We start from the raw sequence: 19,928 nt of genomic DNA on the forward strand, positions 1-19,928 counted from the left end.
GGGATAAATCAACGTCAGCGCGCCGCCTGGCAAGCAGTAGCAATCTGAGTGAAATATTTACCTTAGCTGGCCTGCGGAAGGAGGTAAACCTGAGAAGGAAAAAACCTATCAATGAGTGTGATACAGGCAGCCGGTCGGCTGCCTGTAAGAGACCTTACAGCAGATTACGTTCTGCCAGATCGAGAGCAAAATAGCTAAAGATGAGATCCGCGCCGGCGCGTTTAATCGCTCCCAGGCTTTCCAGAATCACCGCGTCTTCATTGATCGCGCCTGCCTGAGCGGCAAACTTGATCATCGCATACTCACCGCTTACCTGATAAGCCGCCAGCGGCAATTCAGTGCGTTCACGAATATCGCGCAGAATATCCAGGTAAGCGCCCGCCGGTTTAACCATCAGCGAATCAGCCCCTTCCGCCGCATCAATCAATGACTCACGGATCGCTTCACGACGGTTCATGGGGTTCATCTGATAGGTTTTACGATCGCCTTTCAGCGCCGTGCCTGCGGCTTCACGGAACGGGCCGTAGAAGGATGACGCAAATTTAGTGGAGTAGGACATAATCGCGGTATCGGTAAAGCCAGCTTCATCCAGCGCCCGACGAATCGCTGCAACCTGACCATCCATTGCCGCAGAGGGCGCAATAAAATCAGCGCCCGCCTGCGCGGCGACCACTGCCTGCTTGCCAAGGTTAATCAGCGTTGCATCATTATCAACACCGTGATCGCACAATACGCCGCAGTGGCCGTGTGAGGTGTATTCGCAGAAGCAGGTATCGGACATAACGATCATTTCCGGCACCGTATCTTTGCAGATGCGCGACATACGCGCCACCAGGCCATTTTCCTGCCAGGCATCGCTGCCGGTGGCGTCGGTATGATGGGAAATACCGAAGGTCATTACTGAACGAATACCTGCTTTAGCAATGCGTTCAATTTCATAAGCCAGGCGTTTTTCCGGAATGCGCATAACGCCCGGCATCGCTTCAATCGCTTTGTAATCATCCACGCCTTCTTCAACAAAGATCGGCAGGGCCAGATCGTTGCGGCTCAGCGTGGTTTCCTGGAACATATCGCGCAGCGCGGCGCTTTTACGTAATCTTCTGGGACGATTAATCAGAGAAATATCAGACATAGTTATTTGCTGTACAGGTGAAAAAGTCATCATAGTGTACGCGCTTTTAGATTATCGGGGGAAACTTCCCGTGCGACATTTCAGGCAAAAAATTAACCGTAACCGTGACTTAATAATTATATTTAACAGCCAGGCAACATTCCGCCGTTTAATATTCCTGCCGGATCTGAGCAGTTATTTTTAATATAAAAAATCATTATTTTAAGCGCCGCTTGAAAAAAGGTTGCCAGCACATACATAGTGCTCAGGGAGGCGCTCTCCCTGACATGTTTAAGCTTTTGACGGCTCAATGAGAGATTTTCAGGAGGTTATTCATGGCATTCAAATCACTTTCTCTGTTCCCCGACGTTACCGACACGCTGTTTTCCGATCGTTTTAACCGTATCGATCGGCTGTTTAGTCAGTTAACCGGGGATGCGCCGCTGGCCACTACGCCAGCCTGTGATATTAAACGTCTTGATGAAAGCCACTATTCCATAATGCTCAGCGTTCCTGGCTGGAAAGAGGAAGAGCTGGACATCAGCGCCACAGGCGGCCAGCTGACCGTTAGCGGTAAACGCCTTGAAGAACAACACCAGCAGGATGAAAAAAGCGCCTGGCTGCATCGCGGCATCAGCCGACATAACTTTAGCGTCAGCTTTGCTCTGCCGCAGCATGTCAAAGTGGAGCGTGCGCGTCTGGAGCATGGCCTGCTGGAAATTTCGCTGTATCAGGAGATCCCTGAAAGCGAGAAACCGCGCAAAATTGCGATTGAAAGCCAGCAGCGGGTTATTGAACACAACGCCTGATAGTCGTCCCCGGCCCTGTCGCCGGGGTTTTTTTATCGGCTGCGCGCCTGCATTCTGGCCAGCTCTTTTGCATCGTGGCTGCAAAACAGAGTGATGTTTTCCTCGCGGCTCAGCGACAGCGTCCGTAGCCGCTGCTGATTTTCCCGCCGCGCCGCATTATCAGTCGCCATCATCCACTGATAAAAACGCAACCCCGGCGTGCAATGGCGCTGCTGCTGATACATTTCTCCGCGATAAAACCAGGCATCGCCGCCGTGCAGCAGCCAGCCATCATCCTGCTGAATGGCAACGCCCGCATGCCCTGGCGTATGGCCCGGCAGCGGAATGAACAGAATTTCAGGGGGAAGGCCATTTAACGCTTTCACTGCGGTAAATCCCTGCCAGCTTTCGCCCTGCGGCTGGTAGGTTTGCCACTGGACGTTGCCGGGCCATTGAGCCGGGCGGTAGCGTCGTCGCTGTAGCCAGTTGTTGCGGTGATGACTGGTTTCCAGCTCCTGTTGCAGCAGGTGAACACGCGCATGGGGAAAGTCGGTTAGCCCACCGGCGTGATCGAAATCGAGATGCGTCAGTACAATATGGCGGACATCCTGCGCCTGAAAGCCCAAACGTTGAACCTGCGCCAACGCGCTAAGTTCGGGGCGACGCTGAATATTATTCAACTGCCGAAAGAAAAGGGCGATACGTGAATCGTGACGAAGATCCTGCTCGCCAAAACCGGTATCAACCAGCACCAGCCCGTCGCGCTCGGTCTCAATCAGCAGGCAGTGACAGACCAGGTGGGCATGCAATCCTTTACTGAAGCCATCATACAACGCGCCGCCAAAAGGACACATCGAACCACAGCTCAGGTGGTGTATCCGCATAGTCTTCCTCCTTACACGTAAAGTCTAAGTGTGGGCGCTAATGGGCCAGCAAGCCAGACGGCAACCTGCGCAACGGCGGCAGAAGAGTGAAATGGCGCTACGTGAATGGGATCGTTGCTGCAAAACTAAAGTGGGCGGCCTAAAAAAAAGCCCCTCTGCGAGGGGCCTTTTTGTTACTCGTTAATGCGCGGATGCTGCTGGATCAGATTCTTACGTTTCTCCTCCAGCTTAGCGATCTCTTCGGTAATATCGTCGATTTTATGCTCGATATTATCGTGATGTTCCTGCAGGATTTCACGCGCCTCGTTAATATCCGAGGCCGCCGGGGTTGCGCCCTTCAGCGGTTTGTTGGCGGTCTCTTTCATCATAATACCGGTAATTAAACCGATAACCGCGATCACCATCAGATAGTAAGCCGGCATATAGAGATCGTTAGACGCCTCTACCAACCAGGCCGCCACAGTTGGCGTCAGACCGGCAATTAATACCGAAATATTAAAGGCGCTGGCCAGCGCGCTGTAGCGAATATGTGTCGGGAACATCGCTGGCAGCGATGAGGCCATTACGCCTGTAAAGCAGTTAAGCACAATCGCCAGCATCAGCAGACCGGCAAAAATCAGCCCCAGCACATTACTGTTAATCAGCATAAAGGCGGGAATTGCCAGCAGCAGCAACGCGGTACTGCCGATAATCACAAACGGACGACGGCCAAAACGGTCGCTCAGCAGGCCGATGATCGGCTGGATAAACAGCATGCCTATCATAATAGCGATAATGATCAATACGCCATGGTCTTCCGGGTAGTGCAGGTTATGCGAGAGATAGCTCGGCATATAAGTCAGCAGCATGTAATAAGTCACGTTGGTGGCAATTACCAGGCCAACGCAGGCCAGCAGACTTTTCCAGTGCTTAGTGGCAATTTCGCGGAAAGAAACTTTTGGCCCTTCGCGCAAGCCTTCACGATCGCCCTGTTCCAGTTTTTCCACATGCTGTTGGAACGCAGGCGTTTCTTCCAGCGCATGACGTAGATACAGACCGATGATGCCCAGCGGCAGCGCCAGGAAGAACGGCAGACGCCAGCCCCACGACAGGAAGTTTTCTTCGCCAACAATGGTTGAGATCAAGACCACCAGGCCCGCGCCCAGCACAAAGCCGGCGATGGAGCCGAAATCGAGCCAGCTTCCCATAAAGCCGCGTTTGCGGTCAGGCGAGTATTCCGCCACGAAGATCGACGCGCCGGTATATTCCCCTCCAACGGAGAAACCCTGAGCCATTTTCGCCAGCAGCAGCAGTATTGGTGCCCAAATACCAATCGAGGCGTAAGAGGGGATTAAACCGATACAGAAAGTACTGAGCGACATGATAATAATAGTGATCGACAGGATTTTCTGGCGTCCATACTTATCGCCAAGCCTGCCGAAGAACAGCCCGCCCAACGGACGGATCAGGAAAGGAACGGAAAAGGTCGCCAGTGCGGCGATCATCTGAACGCCGGGATCGGCGCCAGGGAAAAAAACTTTACCCAGGGCATAGGCGACAAAACCATATACCCCAAAATCGAACCACTCCATCGCATTGCCTAACGATGCGGCGGTAATTGCCTTGCGTAAACGTGAGTCATCAATGATGGTAACGTCATCAAGCGCAATAGGTTTTACACGCTTCCTACGTAGTTTCATATCATTCGCCCTGTGTTTGCTGATTAATTTAATTTCCTCAACGATGCAAACCGAAGTGAGAAATGTCAGATCGCGGCGTTGAGGAAATTTTTCCTGCCGGGAGATCCGGCTCAATTTATCATCGCCTGCGATAATAACTTTAAGAAACTATTACCCTGCGATTTCACAGTATATCGCCAGAACGCAAAAAATGTTACATCTGTGCTAAAAGTAGCGTCTAAATGCGTATAGAAAATAACCGTTTACCGTCAGGGCAGCACACTCTGCTGGAGCAGCGGCCTGCTTAAATCCTGGCAGGAAAGGGGCGTTTTTCCGCTGTCAGCAGGATTAAAAAATGGCGTGAGTTAATAAAGCGCCTGACGTCGGCGCTTTGACAGGGAAGTTGAGTCCTGAAGAAACGTAAGCGTGATTAATCGGTAAAAAAGCACTGCTTTAGCGCCAGCTCAACGCCACGCAGCTCAGCCAGCCCTTTGAGGCGACCAATAGCGGAATAGCCGGGGTTGGTTTTTTTATGCAGGTCGTCCAGCATCTGATGACCATGATCGGGGCGCATAGGGATAGCGCGCTCTTTGCCGGCACGACGTCGGCGCTGCTCCTCTTCCAGAATCACCTTGATGACGCCGACCATATCCACATCGCCCGCCAGATGTTCCGCCTCATGAAAACTGTTGGGGTTTTCTTCGCGCTGTGTGGCGCGCAGGTGAATGAAATGGATGCGGTCAGCATAGGTTTTCGCCATCTGTACCAGATTGTTATCGGCGCGCACGCCGTAAGAGCCGGTGCAAAAGGTGAAACCGTTATGCAGGCTGTTCACCGTCTCGGTTAACCATTGCATATCTTCCTGGGTTGAGATAATGCGCGGCAGGCCAAGGATAGGGCGCGGCGGATCGTCCGGGTGTACCGCCAGCATCATTCCTGACTCCTCCGCCACCGGTACGATAGCGCGCAGGAACGTTGCCATATGTTCACGCAGGCGCGCTTTATCGATGCCATCATATTGCGACAGCTGCGCCTGAAACTGTTCCAGCGTATAGCCTTCTTCTGCACCAGGCAGACCAGCGATAATGTTGCGTGTCAGCGTGGCGATCGCTTCCGGCGTCATGGCGGCATAGTAATCGGCTGCCTGACGCTGCTCTTCTTCGCTGTAGGTTTCCTGTGCGCCGGGACGCCGGAGAATATGCAGTTCAAAAGCGGCAAAAGCGATGGCGTCAAAGCGCAGGGCGCGCGCGCCGTTAGGTAACTGCCAGCCCAGATCGGTACGCGTCCAGTCAAGCACCGGCATAAAGTTATAGCAAACGGTATCGATGCCACAGGCGGCCAGATTGCGCAGCGACTGCTGATAGTTGGCAATATAACGTTGCCAGTCGCCGCGCTGGGTTTTAATCGCCTCATGGACCGGAACGCTTTCCACCACTGACCAGTAAAGCCCCTTTTCCGCCAGCTGCGCCTGTCGCGCTTTGATTTCATCAATGGTCCATATTTCACCGTTCGGAATATGATGCAGAGCGGTAACGATGCCGGTAGCGCCCGCCTGGCGCGCATCATCCAGCGTAACGGGGTCGTTAGGGCCATACCAGCGCCAGGTGTGTTCCATAAGCTCTCCTGTATGCGATTTTTCATGGTTCGACGGCCCAAAGCAGCGGGCCTGCCGGTAGAGGTAAGAGGCCATTGGTCAGGCCGCTGGGCCAGAATAGGAGAGTTTTTTGCCTGAAAGAGTGATAGGTGTCCCATTATCAGGCGCAGCGCCCGATAAAATAGTGGGCGCGGCAACAATAACGCCTTATGAGTGCGTTTAAGCTACGTTAACCGGAAGAGGGCATTTTATGACATTACCCGCCATCAAAACCGAGCGGCTTTATCGGCAAATATCCAGCCTGATAAGCACGGCGATCGCACGCGGCGAGTTTGCCCCTGGCACGTTGTTGCCGCCGGAGCGTGAGCTGGCCAGACAGCTTAACGTCAGTCGTTCTTCAGTGCGTGAAGCGCTTATTGCGCTGGAAGTCACCGGCTGGGTAGAGATCCGTAGCGGTAACGGCGTGCTGGTGGTTAATCCGCTGCCGGTAAAACCAGCAGAACCCGAAGATACCTTTAGCCTGCGCGATCTGATTAAAGCGCGTCAGGCGTTCGAGGCGATGACCGCTGAACTGGCGGCGCGTCACGGTACGGCAGAGCAGCGACGGGAGCTGCTTGAGGTTGCGCATCAGCTGGCGCAATACAGAGTTAATGATGATGAATTTTTGCGTGAGGATAAGCGCTTTCACCTGTTGATCAGCGAAATGACCGGGAATGATGTGCTGCGGGAGATGATGGAGCAGCTGTGGAACCGGCGTAAAAGCCAGCGTTTTGTCAGGCTGGAAAATCATTTTGCCGACCGGGATTTCCCTCAGGCGTTAAACCATGACCATCAAATGATCGCGGCCGCCATTGTGCAACAGAATCCACAGCTTGCCCGCGACAGCATGGCGCTGCATTTGCAACGCGTCTATGATCATCTGTTTGAGGGTTAGCGGTTGCGCTTCACCTGCGGACGTCCATTGCCCAATAAAATAGCCAGCTTGCTGCCGCCGGGCGTTGTTTCCATCAAAATTTTACAGACGCTGGTCAGCGGCACCGACAGCAGCATTCCTACCGGACCAAGCAGCCAGCCCCAAAAAATCAATGACAAAAACACCACCAGCGTCGATAAACCCAGGCCACGGCCCATCACGCGCGGCTCCAGCATATTGCCAAAGACCATGTGAATGGCGCTGAACAGCGCCGCCACCAGTAGTGCATCATAGAAATCGTTCAGCACCAGCGCCTGGATGAAAGGCGGAACCCCGGCGATAATCGGCCCGATATTGGGAATAAAGTTCAGCACAAAGGCGACCACGCCCCAGAACAAGGCAAATTTCACATCCAGCAGCAGCAGTGATATCCAGACGGCGATGCCGGTAATCAGGCTGATCAGCGTTTTTAACGCCAGATAGTGGGTTACGCCTTTCAGCGCTTTATGCAGCCCGGCAATGCGAATCTGCGGATTAGCCAGCGCATTGCGCAGCTTATAGGGCAGATGGCGCACTTCAAACAGCATAAAAATAACGGTCATGATCAGCAGGACAAAATTGCTCATCGCCCCGGAAAACTGGCGTAACACCGTTGTCGCCACATTCATAATGGCGTTGGGATCGAGCTGTTCCGCCAGCGCGGTCGACGAAACGGGGATCCTTAGCCGTCCGGCATAATGCTGAAGCACGGTCAGCTTCTGTTCAAGAATGGTGCGTATTTGCGGGTAAACCAGGGAAAACTCATTGACCGAGCTGGCCAGCATGGCGACCAACATCAAAATCACCATTAGCACCACGACCATGACCAGCGTAATCGCCAGGCTACGGCGCAGGCCACGGCGCATGAGCATGTTCACCAGCGGATTCAGGATAATCGCCAGGAAAATTGCCAGTAGAAAAGGAACGATAATATCTGATGCAGCACGGATCCCTGCCAGAATAACCACCAGCGTTGCCATTTTAAGCAACATATTTTGTCCCATTTTTTCCTGCTGCGGTACGAGCATAGTGTTCCCTGTAAATAATTTCACCACGATAATTGTAGCTGCTAACAATTGCTAACGAACTGATTATTGTCACTAACCTGCGTATAGTAAAAATTTAGCCAGTGATGCTTACCCGTAACGAGTTAAATATTATGTCTGGACAGCCTGAGACGGAAGCTTCCCCCAGCGCATTTCGTCTGAATCAGCGCATTCTTTCAATAGTTGTTTTCAACTTTGCCAGCTATCTCACCATCGGACTACCGCTGGCGGTATTACCCGGCTACGTTCATGACGTTATGGGCTATAGCGCTTTTTGGGCGGGACTGGTGATTAGCCTGCAATATCTTTCTACGCTGCTCAGCCGTCCTCACGCTGGCCGTTATGCCGATTTATGGGGTCCGAAAAAAGTAGTGATTTTTGGCCTGTTCGGCTGTCTGCTTAGCGGTATTTGTTATGCGCTGGCAGCCCTGAGCGCTGCCTGGCCATTGATTAGCCTGACGTTACTCTGTATTGGACGGCTGGCGCTGGGGATTGGGCAAAGCTTTGCCGGCACTGGCTCTACCTTATGGGGCGTTAGCGTAGTGGGATCGCTGCATATTGGACGGGTAATATCCTGGAATGGTATCTGCACCTACGGCGCGATGGCGCTGGGGGCGCCGCTGGGAGCGCTGATTTACCATCTGGGCGGTATTTTGCTGCTGGCGGTGGTGATCATGCTGATCGTTATTATCGCCATAGTGCTGGCGTTGCCGCGACCGTCGGTAAACGGCAGTAAAGGCAAGCCGCTGCCGTTTCGCGCGGTGCTGGGGAAAATCTGGCCGTTCGGCCTGCTGCTGGCGATGGCCTCAGCGGGTTTTGGCGTTATCGCCACCTTTATTACGCTGTTTTATCAGGCGAAAGGCTGGCCTGGCGCAGCTTTCTCGTTAACCTTGTTCAGCCTGGCGTTTGTCGGCACTCGCCTGCTGTTTCCCAACAGTATCAACCGCTACGGCGGATTGCGGGTGGCGATTGTCTGTTTTGGTGTGGAGGCGCTGGGACTGTTTATTGTCTGGCTCTCTTTTTCTCCGTGGCTGGCTAATCTTGGCGCCTTGCTGACCGGCGCAGGCTTTTCGCTGGTGTTCCCGGCGCTGGGCGTAGCGGCGGTGAAGGCGGTGCCGCAGCAAAACCAGGGCAGCGCGCTGGCTACCTTCACCGCGTTTATGGATCTGTCGCTGGGTATTACCGGGCCGGTCGCCGGTTTTATCATGAGCTATGCAGGGGTACCGGTTATTTATCTGCTGAGCGCGCTGCTGGTGTGTCTGGCGCTGTTGCTGACGTGGCGCATGCGAAACCGCAATGCTGAAACGATCTGATTCGCCTGCAGAGAAGGGATAAAAAAGGCCCCCAGAGGAGGCAAGAAACAGCAAAGACACAAATAACAGATAACTTCTTCAGAACCGTACCGGCATCAAGCCTGCAACAGTTCAATACTTTGGCGGATTTCACGTTCGATATCCGCCTCGCTCCAGTTCGCCAGGTCTGAGGAGAAAGGTTCAAAGGCGTAAATGCCGCGATAGCCCATCTGCTCAAGGCGTTGCACCTGCGCAACGCTGTTCAGCACGTCGCCGTTGCTGAGCATAATACGTTCTTCATCGGTCAGTTCTGCGGTTGGACGCGCATCTTCTACGCCGGAGAGGTGCACCAGCCCGATGCGATCAATATCAATACCGGAAGCAAACTCTTGTTCAGCCTGCTCATATAAATGGTGGTGGAACGTATCGATCAGCACGTTAAAGGGCACCTGCGCATCGCGGATGAGCGCCTGTGCCTGAACGGCAGATCGCAGTGAGCTTTGCGGGAAGCCCAGAGGCTCTACCAGCCCTTTCACACCATACTGCTCAAATAGCGGCGCGAGCTTTTGCAGCGCGGCGATGGTTTTTTCTGCGGCGATCGGCTGTCCGTCGTTTAACGGGCAGAGCACCAGCGCGCCAGCGCCAATTGCCTGCGCCTCTTTCAATAACCCTTCCGCCTGCGCCAGCAGCGCTTCATCCATACGGTTAAAGGGATAAAGCGCATTGATGGTCACAATTTCCATGCCGTACTGCTGCGCCAGGTTTTTCACCTGCTGATGGCTTAGGTTATCGGTCACTTTGCCGCTGGGCATGTCATTGCGCAATTCCACATTATTCAGGCCAAGCCGCTGAACCAGTTTGAAGAACGATTCAATACTGAGATTGGGTGCGATTTTGCGGTTGATACAGAAACGGGTGGGATCGATGGCCATGATGTGCTCCTGCAAAACGTTAAGTAAAAGCCGACGTGATGACGTGCCGGGCGGTTGGCCTAAAGAGAACATTTATTTCAAATTGATGGAATAGTGAAATGATAATTTTTGGATCTGCTTCGCAAAAATTTCATTTTCCATCAACAGGAACCGGGGGAAAGCGCGTGCGGGGCTGCCCTAAGCTGTGCGGTAAAGCGCCGGAGAATAGCGCTAATGTGGCCCTTAGCGGCTGAAACGGCGTTGTGATGTTACGAAAAAAATGCGATCCATCCCGCTAAAAATGAATTTTCCAATCTGAACTATTTGAAAAATTTATTTCAATATAATAGGGTCAATGCACGGAAACAGGCTAAACCCCGCTTACCGATGGCGAAGCGCAACGGGCCGTTCGGCGGGAACCACCATATCAAGAGGCATGCACATGAATATCGTTGGAAACTTTATTGGCGGCAAAATCACCTATAGCGCCAGCAATGAAACTATTCCGGTTTACGATCCTGCTACCGGTAAAGTGGTGCGCGAACTCACGCAGAGCACGGCGGATGAGGTCGCACAGGCGATAGAAGTGGCGCATAACGCTTTCCCGGAGTGGTCTAATACCTCCCCGCTGCGCCGCGCGCGCGTTATGTTTAATTTTAAAACCTTGCTGGAAAAGCACCGCGACGAACTGGCAGAGCTGATTGTTAGCGAGCACGGCAAAGTATGGTCGGATGCGCTGGGCGAGCTGACGCGCGGCATGGAGGTGGTGGAGTTCGCCTGCGGCATTCCGCACCTGATTAAAGGGGAATATTCACCGAACGTCGGCACCGGCGTTGACAGCTACTCGCTGATGCAGCCGTTGGGCGTGGTGGCGGGCATTACGCCGTTTAACTTCCCGGCGATGGTGCCGATGTGGATGTTCCCGATCGCGCTGGCCTGCGGCAATACTTTTGTATTGAAGCCGCCGGCGCTTGATCCTTCCGCTGCCGTGCGCATGGCTGAGCTGTTGAGCGAAGCTGGTCTGCCGGATGGCGTGTTTAACGTCGTACACTGTTCTAATGAAGATGCCGCACAGCTGTATTCCGATAGCCGCGTTCAGGCGGTCAGCTTTGTCGGCTCGTCGGGCGTAGCGGAACATATTTATAAAACCGCCAGCGCTTATGGCAAGCGCGTACAGGCATTCGGCGCGGCCAAGAATCATGCCATTGTGATGCCGGATGCCGATCTCGACGCCACCGTTAATGCCATCATGGGCGGCGCTTTCGGCTCGGCGGGTGAACGCTGCATGGCGTTGCCGGTCGTGGTGGCAGTGGGCGACGATACCGCCGATAAGCTAATTGCGCGCCTTACGCCGCTGATAAAAGCGCTGCGCGTAGGGCCGGGCATGCATAAAGGCAGCGAAGAAAATGAAATGGGGCCGGTGGTGTCTGCCGTTCATCAGAAGAAGGTACTGGGCTATATCGATAAAGGCGTAGCGGAAGGGGCGGCGCTGGTAGTGGACGGCCGAAATTTTCAGGTGCCGGGCCATGCAGAAGGCTACTATGTTGGCGGCACCCTGTTCGACAACGTCACGACAGATATGGTTATCTGGCGCGAAGAGATTTTCGGACCGGTGCTGGGCATTATGCGCGCGCCTGATTACCAGAGCGCGCTGGCGCTGGTAAACAGCCACGAGTTTGGCAATGGCAGCGCCATCTTTACCAGCAATGGGCATACCGCACGTGATTTTGTGCAAAACGTAGAGGCGGGTATGGTCGGTGTCAACGTTCCGGTGCCGGTGCCGATGGCCTTCCACAGCTTTGGCGGCTGGAAGCGTTCGGTATTTGGTGCGCTGAATGTTCATGGCCCGGACGGCGTACGTTTCTATACGCGGATGAAAACGGCAACGGCACGCTGGCCGAGCGGCCAGCAAACAGTATCTGAATTCAGTATGCCAACGCTGGGCTAACGGGTTTACAAGGAGAAGCGAATGTCGTTACTTGCTAAATGTCAGCAGCCTGATGCCAACGGGCGTATTCAACACATTACGCCAGAAAGCGCTGGCTGGCGCTTTGTTGGCTTTGATGTCTATCTGCTGAAAAAAGGGCAAACCCTGACGCTGGAAAGCGGGGAGAAAGAGCTGTGCCTGGTGCTGGTTGCGGGGCTGGCGTCGGTGAAAACGCAACATGCAGAGTTTCCCGATATTGGCAAACGGCAGTCGCCTTTCGAGCGCACGCCCCCTTACTCTGTTTATGTGCCGCATCACGATCGTGTTGAGGTGATGGCTGATTCCGATCTGGAGCTGGCCGTATGCAGCGCGCCGGGGCAGGGCGATTTACCCGCACGGCTGATTGCGCCACAGGATGTGGGCGTTGAGCATCGTGGTAAAGGGCGCAACAAGCGGCTGGTGCATAATATCCTGCCAGATGATAAGCCTGCCGATAGTCTGCTGGTGGTAGAGGTGTATACCGATGAGGGCGATACCAGCTCTTATCCCAGCCACAAGCATGATCGGGAGGACTCACCGGATGAAACCTATCTGGAAGAGACCTACTATCATCATTTCCAACCAGAGCAGGGCTTCGCCATGCAGCGCGTTTATACCGACGATCGCTCGCTGGACGAATGTATGGCGCCCTATAACCGCGATGTGGTTACGGTGCCGCGCGGCTACCACCCAGTCGCCACGCTTGCCGGTTACGATAACTATTATCTGAACGTCATGGCCGGGCCGGTACGGAAGTGGAAATTTACCTGGGAGAAGGATCACGCCTGGGTTAACAGCGACGATTATCCTGCTAAAGAGAAATAAACCTGCACGGTAAAGCGTATCAGGGCAGCCGGAAAGGCTGCCTTTTTTTCTGGCAAAGTAAGGTGCCTGCGCGGCTGTACTCTGCTGTCTGAACGCCTCGTGACTTAAGCCAGGAACTCATCAGGGCACCACTCCGTAGTCAGAAACTGCAGCCTGGTCACCGGTAGCCGCAATCGTCAGAAGCAGCCCCGCACGGGCTGCTTGATAACTGTCAGAAGGGGTAAGCCAGAACTACTCTTTGGCATTGTGCAGCGCCAGCGATACCGCCAGCGTCTGTGCCAGACATAAAGAGGCGACCTGAGAACGGAAACCATCCACCTGCGCTTCGCGCACCACAAAACAGACATCGCTGAAGGCAGCCAGCGGGCTTACCTGGCTATCGGTAATGGCAATTTGCTGCGCGCCACGTCGGGCGCCCATCTCCACCAGTTCCACCCCTTCACGGGCGTAAGGCGAATAGCTGATGGCAATAACCACATCTTTGGGATTCACCAGGCTGAGCTGCTCAGTGAACATGCCGCCTAAACCATCGATAAGGAAAGCGCGACGCTCCAGATGGCGCAGGGCGTAAGTCAGATAAGACGCCACGCTAAAAGAGCGGCGCAGGCCAATGACATAGATATTTTCAGCATTATTAAGCATCTCCACCGCTTTATTAAGCTGCTCAGGGTTGGTCTGCATCGCTAACTGCTGTAAAGCCTGAGAGTTCACCATGGTGAACACATTCAGGATCTCCGCCGGATTTTCAGGCGAGGCAGCAGCCTCGTCGGTAGCCGTTTGCCGAAACAGACGCGCACGCTCGGTATAGTTAACCGTTTCCTCCATTAAATGCTGGCGAAAAACCTGCTTCATTTCGTTAAAGCCGCTGAAGCCAAAAGCATTCGAAAAGCGAATCAGCGTAGAAGGCGGAACGTCAGCCTGCTGAGCAATAGAGGCGACAGTGTCAAAAGCAATACTATTGCTGTTATCAAGGATATAACGTGCAACCTGTTTCAGGCGCTTGCTGAGCGTATCGTAACGACGACGAATGTCGTCCTGTAACAGGGAAAGCTGGGTAGGATTAGTTGTCATTACTTCGGCCTGCTAAAAATGATGGGCATTTTGCTGAGCAATATTCTACCAGACGAATGGAAAATTTCATTTGAATCACGGATTAGCAGACTTTATTTCATCGCAACATGAATCACCTCACAAAAAAGTGGTGCTAAATCGCGTGCCGTAGAGCGATAAGAAAGCAGAAAAGCAGGCATTTCAGCGCGATTGTGGTTAAAAAAAATCACGCCGCCGACAGGTTTGATATCAGCGGCGTGATGGCTCTGGATATTAACTGGCCTGGCGTACCGGCCGTGCCTCACGCCAGTAGCCGATGAGCGTCAGATAGTTGTTTTTTACCTGTTCAATCAGCTGTTCGTCGTTCAGTTCGCCCTGCAGCCACTGGCGCGACGGCTGACCGAAAATGGTTCGCCCTACGGCAAAGCCTTTCACCCATGGAGCCTGCGCCGCGTCGCGGAATCCCGCTTTAAGTTTATCTTCCGGCGCATCCAGCCCTAACAGCAGAATGCCCCGACACCAGGGATCGTGCTGCTCAATGATGGAGCCAAGTGCCTGCCAGCTTTGCAGCGACAGCGGCGGCAGCTTCCACCAGTCAGGCTGTACGCCAAGCCGGTAAAAATGTTGAACAATATCAAGATAGTAAGATTCCTGACGATCCGGGTTATCCTCCGGCAGGATCACTTCCAGCAGCAGTTCGTGGCCCGATTTATTGCAGCTGCGCCAGACGTCGCGAATCAGTGCATCCTGCTGTTCACGCAGCTCGGCCTTATCGTGCGGATGGTAAAAGACCAGGCACTTCACCACATGCTCCTGCGGCCAGTCGATCAGTTGTGAGCCGATGTTGCCATGCTCAAGACGCAGCGGACGCGATCCGGGCATTTCAATAGGGCGCCCGATCCACCAGCCTTTGCCGGTGATGGCATTTAACGCCTGCTGACCATATGTGGTATCGGCCAGAATACCGCTGTGATTTTCTAAACCGGCCTCGCTGGCCGCCGCTTCAGCTGCCTGCAACAACAGCATTTTTAGCTGCGGAATACGTGCTGGTTCGGCACCCGCCTCCTGGGCCATATCAAACAGCTGTTTGCGATGGTCGAACGCAAACACGCAAAGCTCCTGCCAGTTCTGCTTGCGGGTGGTCACCCGATGAAAATGGTTAAGCCGCACGTCGCGATCGGGGCGTTTTACTTCGCTATCGCGGCTGAGATAATCATCCAGCTCCGCTTTGGTTGGCATTGCCGGCGCGCAGCCGTGACGCGATACCACCAGCGCACCGCAGGCGTTGGCATAGCGACAGGCCTGCTGCCAGCCTTCGTCATTGAGCCAGCCGCGCAGCAGACCCGACATAAAGGCGTCGCCCGCGCCCAGTACGTTTAACACTTCCACGCGCACGCCGCTCTGTAGCGTGGTGTGATCCCAGCTGTCCGGAATATCGCCTTCAAAAACAACGCAGCCTAACGGGCCGCGCTTGCATACCAGCGTCGCTTTACTGGCCTGACGTACCGCTTTCAATGCCGTCAGCGTATCGGTGCTGCCGCCGGCGATATGAAACTCTTCTTCTGTTCCAACGATCAAATCGAAATAGTGCAGCACTTCCTGTAGCTGCTGAGTCACGCGCCCTGATTCGATAAAACGGGTTTCGCCATCGCCCAGCGATGTCAGTCCCCACAGCACCGGACGATAGTCAATATCCAGCGCCGTACGTAATCCGTGCCGCCGCGCAATCTCCAGCGCTTTTAATACTGCCGCGCGTGTGTCGGGATGAGAAAGGTGGGTGCCGGTTACGGCAACCGCCCGGGCGGAAGCAATATAGTCTTCATCAATATCCTGCGGCGTCAGGCCCATATCCGCACAGTTATCGCGGTAGAAAATTAACGGGAAGGTATCCTGATCTTTAATTCCCAATATCACCAGGCCGGTTAAACGACTTTTATCGGTAATCAAAAATTCGGTATCGACGCCTACGCGCTGCAACTCTTCACGCAGGAAACGGCCATTGTGCTCATCGCCGACGCGCGCCAGCATCGCTGATTTCAGGCCCTGAATGGCGGTGCCGTAAGCGACATTGCCAGAGGAGCCGCCGAGATATTTGGCAAAGGTGCTGGTATCTTCCAGACGCGCACCGATTTGCTGACCGTAGAGGTCAACGGCAATACGGCCAATGCAAATCACATCAAGCCGCTTCTGTTGTGTACTCATACCTTGTGATTTCCTTTTGTGATAAGCAGTCACTGTCGAGCGTCTCCAGAGATCTTACGGGAAATCCCGATAATCCGATCGCACCGGATCAACTGTGTTGGCAGTATGGGAAATAAATATTTCAAAAACAATATAAAATGAAATTATCAACCCAAAACTGTGAGGCGGGTAAAAATCTTCTGGCGTTTCTGCTGCCCTGAAAGCTGCGATTAGTTACGATGAAAAGCCGATGTTCTCTTGCTTTAGCACAGATATTGAAGCAGTTAACAACACACAGTAAATGAAATGGAATATTTATTTTTTACGCACTGTTCTGCTGTTGTTTCACTTCTCGCTGTACCGAAGCCGCTTTGCGGGCTGGCTGAACCCATAATTTGATCTCACTCGCAAAATGAAATGTTTCTTCTGTAATCGTATTTTATGAAAAAAATATTTGTTTATAATCGCCTCACGTTTCACTAATCAGCCGTCGGGCGATTAGCGTTTTGGTCGCCAGCACAGGCGAATTACGGCGCACCCTGTTAACGGTTACTCCACGGGTAAAGGATAAGCAAATGGGCAAGATCAGATTAACCACGGCACAGGCGCTGGTGAAATTTCTTGATAATCAGTACCTGAGCGTTGACGGGGTTGAAACTAAATTCGTTAAGGGCATCTTCGCCATTTTCGGCCACGGTAACGTGCTGGGTCTTGGCCAGGCGTTAGAACAGGATAGTGGCGATCTGATAGTGCATCAGGGCCGCAACGAGCAGGGGATGGCGCATGCCGCTACTGGCTACGCCAAACAGAAACTGCGTCGTGAAATCATCGCCTGCACCTCCTCCGTGGGTCCCGGTGCAGCCAATATGATTACCGCCGCCGCAACCGCCACGGCTAACCGCATTCCCTTGCTGCTGCTGCCTGGCGATGTGTTCGCTACGCGCCAGCCCGATCCGGTGCTACAGCAAATTGAACAGAGCCACGACCTGAGCCTGAGCACCAACGATGCGTTTCGTGCCGTCAGTAAATATTGGGATCGCGTGAGCCGTCCTGAACAACTGATGACCGCCTGCATCAATGCCATGCGCGTATTAACCGATCCGGCGGAAACCGGCGCGGTGACGCTTTCGCTGCCGCAGGATGTGCAGGGCGAAGCCTGGGACTACCCTGATTATTTCTTTCAAAAGCGTGTGCATCGGTTAGATCGCCGTCCCGCTACTGAAGCGCAGTTACAGGACGCATTAGCGCTGCTGGCACGCAAGCGTAAGCCACTGATTGTCTGCGGCGGCGGCGTGAAATACTCCGGCGCTGGCGAGGCGCTACGTCAGTTTGCTGAACAGCATCACATTCCTTTCGCGGAAACGCAGGCGGGCAAAGGCACGTTAGTTTCCGATCATCCGCTGAACGTAGGCGGCGTTGGCGAAACCGGCTGCCTGGCCGCTAACCTGCTGGCGAAAGAGGCCGATCTGGTGATTGGCGTCGGGACGCGTTACACCGATTTCACTACCGCATCAAAATGGATATTCCAGCACCCCGATGTCAGCTTCCTCAATATCAACATCAGCAATTTCGACGCTTACAAACTGGATGGCGTGCAGGTGGTTGCCGATGCGCGTGAAGCTTTGGCCGCACTGAATGAACGTTTGAGCGCGCAAGGTTTTAGCAGCGAATGGGGCGCTAAAATCGAACAGGCGCAAAGCAAGCTGCTCAAGGAAACGCAGCGCGTTTATCAGGTGGCTTACAGCGAAGAGAATTTTGTGCCGGAAATTGATGACAGCATCGATCGCGAAGCGCTGTTCGCCGAGTTTAATCGCCTGACCGGCTCCTTTCTGACTCAGAGCAGCGTGCTGGGTACCCTGAACGAGCAGCTGCCGGAGGATGCAGTTATCGTCGCGGCGGCTGGCAGCCTGCCGGGCGATCTGCAACGCGTCTGGCGCACCAAAGCGCCGAACGGCTATCACGTTGAGTATGGCTACTCCTGCATGGGTTATGAGATCAACGCCGCGCTCGGCGTCAAGCTGGCTGAACCCCAACGCGAAGTCTATGCGCTGGTGGGTGACGGCTCTTTTATGATGCTGCATTCCGAGCTGGTGACCTCGATTCAGGAGAAAGCCAAAATCAATGTCGTGCTGTTCGACAATATGACCAACGGCTGTATCAACAACCTTCAGCTGGAACACGGCATGGACAGCTTTACCACCGAGTTTCGCTTTCGTGATAACAAAAGCGGCAAGCTGGACGGCGGCTTTATCCCGGTTGATTTCGCCGCCATCGCTGCCGGTTACGGCTGTAAAACATGGCGTGTGACCACGCTGGAAGAGCTAAGCCATGCGCTGGAAGCGGCGCGTAAAGAAACCGTATCAACCCTGATTGACGTGAAAGTTTTGCCCAAAACCATGGCGCATAAGTATTTCAGCTGGTGGCATGTCGGCGGCGCGCAGGTTTCCACCTCCGAGCGCATTGATGCCGTGGCTAAGATGCTGAACGAGCATGTCGAGCAGGCACGTAAATACTGACTATTAAAAAATTTAGCCCTTAACTATCTGACATCTACCCTGACAGCGAATCTTGCCAGCCTGCCTGGCGGGTTCGCGCCTACCCTGAATTCTGGAGACATCATGACTCTGAAACTTGGCGTTATCGGCACCGGCGCAATCGGCCAGGAACATATTCGTCGCTGCAGCAAAGTGTTGCAGGGCGCCACCGTAGTGGCGGTCTCTGATATTAATCTTGAAAGCGCGAAGGCGGCACTGACGCGACTTGGCCTGCAGGCGGAAGTGTACGCCAATGGTCATGACGTGGTGAACTCGCCTGATGTGGACGCGGTGCTGGTGACGTCCTGGGATCCTACGCATGAGGAATTTACCCTGGCTGCTATTGCCGCCGGTAAGCCGGTTTTCTGTGAAAAACCGCTGGCGATGACCGCCGAAGGCTGCCGTCGCATCGTTGATGCCGAAATGAAATTCGGCAAACGTCTGGTACAGGTTGGTTTTATGCGTCCTTACGATGTGGGCTATCGGGCGCTGAAAAAAGTGATTACTGACGGTGAGATCGGCGAGCCGCTGATGCTGCATTGCGCGCACCGTAATCCAACGGTGCCGGAAAGTTATACCACCGATATGGCAATCACCAGCACGCTGATTCACGAACTGGATGTGCTGCGCTGGCTGACCAATGATGACTATAAAACCGTGCAGGTGGTTTTCCCGCGCGTGACGTCAAAAACACATGCTCGTCTGAAAGATCCGCAGATCGTGCTGTTTGAAACGCAGAAGGGCATCCGCATCGACGTAGAAATCTTTGTTAACTGCGCCTACGGCTATGATATCCAGTGCGAAGTGGTCGGCGAAGAGGGCATAGCCAAACTGCCGGAACCCTCTGCCGTACAGATGCGTAAAAGCGCCCAACTTTCCACCTCCATTCTTACCGACTGGAAAGATCGCTTTATCGATGCCTATGACGTAGAGCTGCAGGCATTTATTAATGATGTCAGTAGCGGCTCCCTGACCGGACCATCCGCCTGGGATGGTTATGCCGCTTCCGTGGCTGCCGATGCCTGTCTGAAGGCACAGAACAGCGGCGCTATCGAGCCCGTTGAGCTGCCGCCACGCCCGGCATTTTACGATAAGGCTTAATTTCCCGCGCGCTTCCTGCCCTGGCGGGAAGCGCG

Annotated in this window: 15 protein-coding genes; 7 read left to right on the forward strand and 8 right to left on the reverse strand. The window is 53.9% G+C overall.

The features are described 5' to 3' along the window. Window positions 1-154 precede the first annotated feature (154 nt). Window positions 155-1,132, reverse strand: coding sequence for a porphobilinogen synthase (gene hemB, locus ACQE32_RS12070; protein WP_426981298.1), 978 nt, complete (start codon window positions 1,130-1,132; stop codon window positions 155-157). A gap of 314 nt (window positions 1,133-1,446) precedes the next feature. Here hemB and ACQE32_RS12075 point away from each other — a divergent pair, with 314 nt between their 5' ends. Then, entirely contained in the window at window positions 1,447-1,920 is a 474-nt protein-coding gene (locus tag ACQE32_RS12075; protein WP_426973976.1) for an Hsp20 family protein, read from the forward strand. A gap of 32 nt (window positions 1,921-1,952) precedes the next feature. Here the strand turns inward: ACQE32_RS12075 and ACQE32_RS12080 are convergent, their stop codons facing one another. The 3 genes from ACQE32_RS12080 to uxuA all read right to left on the reverse strand — a co-directional run bounded on the left by ACQE32_RS12080 (window position 1,953) and on the right by uxuA (window position 6,056). Next, window positions 1,953-2,783, reverse strand: a complete 831-nt coding sequence (locus ACQE32_RS12080) for an MBL fold metallo-hydrolase (protein WP_426981296.1) — start codon at window positions 2,781-2,783, stop codon at window positions 1,953-1,955. A gap of 173 nt (window positions 2,784-2,956) precedes the next feature. After that, window positions 2,957-4,462, reverse strand: a complete 1,506-nt coding sequence (proP, locus tag ACQE32_RS12085; RefSeq protein WP_426973978.1) for a glycine betaine/L-proline transporter ProP — start codon at window positions 4,460-4,462, stop codon at window positions 2,957-2,959. Window positions 4,463-4,871: 409 nt separating this feature from the next. Next, complete coding sequence (gene uxuA / locus ACQE32_RS12090; protein WP_426973979.1) at window positions 4,872-6,056, reverse strand: mannonate dehydratase; 1,185 nt, start codon at window positions 6,054-6,056, stop codon at window positions 4,872-4,874. 229 nt (window positions 6,057-6,285) lie between these two features. Between uxuA and ACQE32_RS12095 the strand changes: the two genes are divergently transcribed. Then, entirely contained in the window at window positions 6,286-6,969 is a 684-nt protein-coding gene (locus ACQE32_RS12095) for a FadR/GntR family transcriptional regulator (protein WP_426973980.1), read from the forward strand. On the opposite strand, the gene ACQE32_RS12100 is transcribed toward ACQE32_RS12095, so the two are convergent. Further along, complete coding sequence (locus tag ACQE32_RS12100; protein ID WP_426973981.1) at window positions 6,966-8,015, reverse strand: AI-2E family transporter; 1,050 nt, start codon at window positions 8,013-8,015, stop codon at window positions 6,966-6,968. The genes ACQE32_RS12095 and ACQE32_RS12100 overlap by 4 nt on opposite strands. Before the next feature lie 131 nt (window positions 8,016-8,146). On the opposite strand from ACQE32_RS12100, the gene ACQE32_RS12105 reads away from it, so the two are divergent. After that, window positions 8,147-9,346: an MFS transporter gene (locus tag ACQE32_RS12105; RefSeq protein WP_426981294.1), complete on the forward strand. Its 1,200-nt coding sequence runs from the start codon at window positions 8,147-8,149 to the stop codon at window positions 9,344-9,346. A 95-nt stretch (window positions 9,347-9,441) separates the two neighbouring features. Here the strand turns inward: ACQE32_RS12105 and ACQE32_RS12110 are convergent, their stop codons facing one another. Continuing rightward, the gene (locus ACQE32_RS12110) at window positions 9,442-10,257 is read right to left on the reverse strand and encodes a TIM barrel protein (RefSeq protein ID WP_426981292.1); all 816 of its coding nucleotides are present in this window, start codon (window positions 10,255-10,257) and stop codon (window positions 9,442-9,444) included. Window positions 10,258-10,678: 421 nt separating this feature from the next. On the opposite strand from ACQE32_RS12110, the gene ACQE32_RS12115 reads away from it, so the two are divergent. Next, window positions 10,679-12,184: a CoA-acylating methylmalonate-semialdehyde dehydrogenase gene (locus tag ACQE32_RS12115; protein WP_427021844.1), complete on the forward strand. Its 1,506-nt coding sequence runs from the start codon at window positions 10,679-10,681 to the stop codon at window positions 12,182-12,184. Between the two features lie 21 nt (window positions 12,185-12,205). Beyond that, window positions 12,206-13,027: a 5-deoxy-glucuronate isomerase gene (gene iolB, locus ACQE32_RS12120; RefSeq protein WP_427021845.1), complete on the forward strand. Its 822-nt coding sequence runs from the start codon at window positions 12,206-12,208 to the stop codon at window positions 13,025-13,027. Between the two features lie 231 nt (window positions 13,028-13,258). On the opposite strand, the gene ACQE32_RS12125 is transcribed toward iolB, so the two are convergent. Next, window positions 13,259-14,098 carry a MurR/RpiR family transcriptional regulator gene (locus ACQE32_RS12125; protein ID WP_250651464.1) on the reverse strand — a complete coding sequence of 280 codons (840 nt, stop codon included), beginning with the start codon at window positions 14,096-14,098 and terminating at the stop codon, window positions 13,259-13,261. A 252-nt stretch (window positions 14,099-14,350) separates the two neighbouring features. Then, window positions 14,351-16,279, reverse strand: coding sequence for a bifunctional 5-dehydro-2-deoxygluconokinase/5-dehydro-2-deoxyphosphogluconate aldolase (locus tag ACQE32_RS12130; RefSeq protein ID WP_427021846.1), 1,929 nt, complete (start codon window positions 16,277-16,279; stop codon window positions 14,351-14,353). 554 nt (window positions 16,280-16,833) lie between these two features. Here ACQE32_RS12130 and iolD point away from each other — a divergent pair. Continuing rightward, window positions 16,834-18,774, forward strand: a complete 1,941-nt coding sequence (gene iolD, locus ACQE32_RS12135) for a 3D-(3,5/4)-trihydroxycyclohexane-1,2-dione acylhydrolase (decyclizing) (RefSeq protein ID WP_427021847.1) — start codon at window positions 16,834-16,836, stop codon at window positions 18,772-18,774. 102 nt (window positions 18,775-18,876) lie between these two features. Continuing rightward, window positions 18,877-19,893, forward strand: a complete 1,017-nt coding sequence (locus tag ACQE32_RS12140; protein ID WP_426973988.1) for a Gfo/Idh/MocA family protein — start codon at window positions 18,877-18,879, stop codon at window positions 19,891-19,893. Window positions 19,894-19,928: the final 35 nt, after the last annotated feature.

Origin of the sequence: Pantoea sp. FN0302, assembly GCF_050113775.1 — a bacterium.
In the GTDB taxonomy this organism is placed as follows: domain Bacteria; phylum Pseudomonadota; class Gammaproteobacteria; order Enterobacterales; family Enterobacteriaceae; genus Mixta; species Mixta alhagi.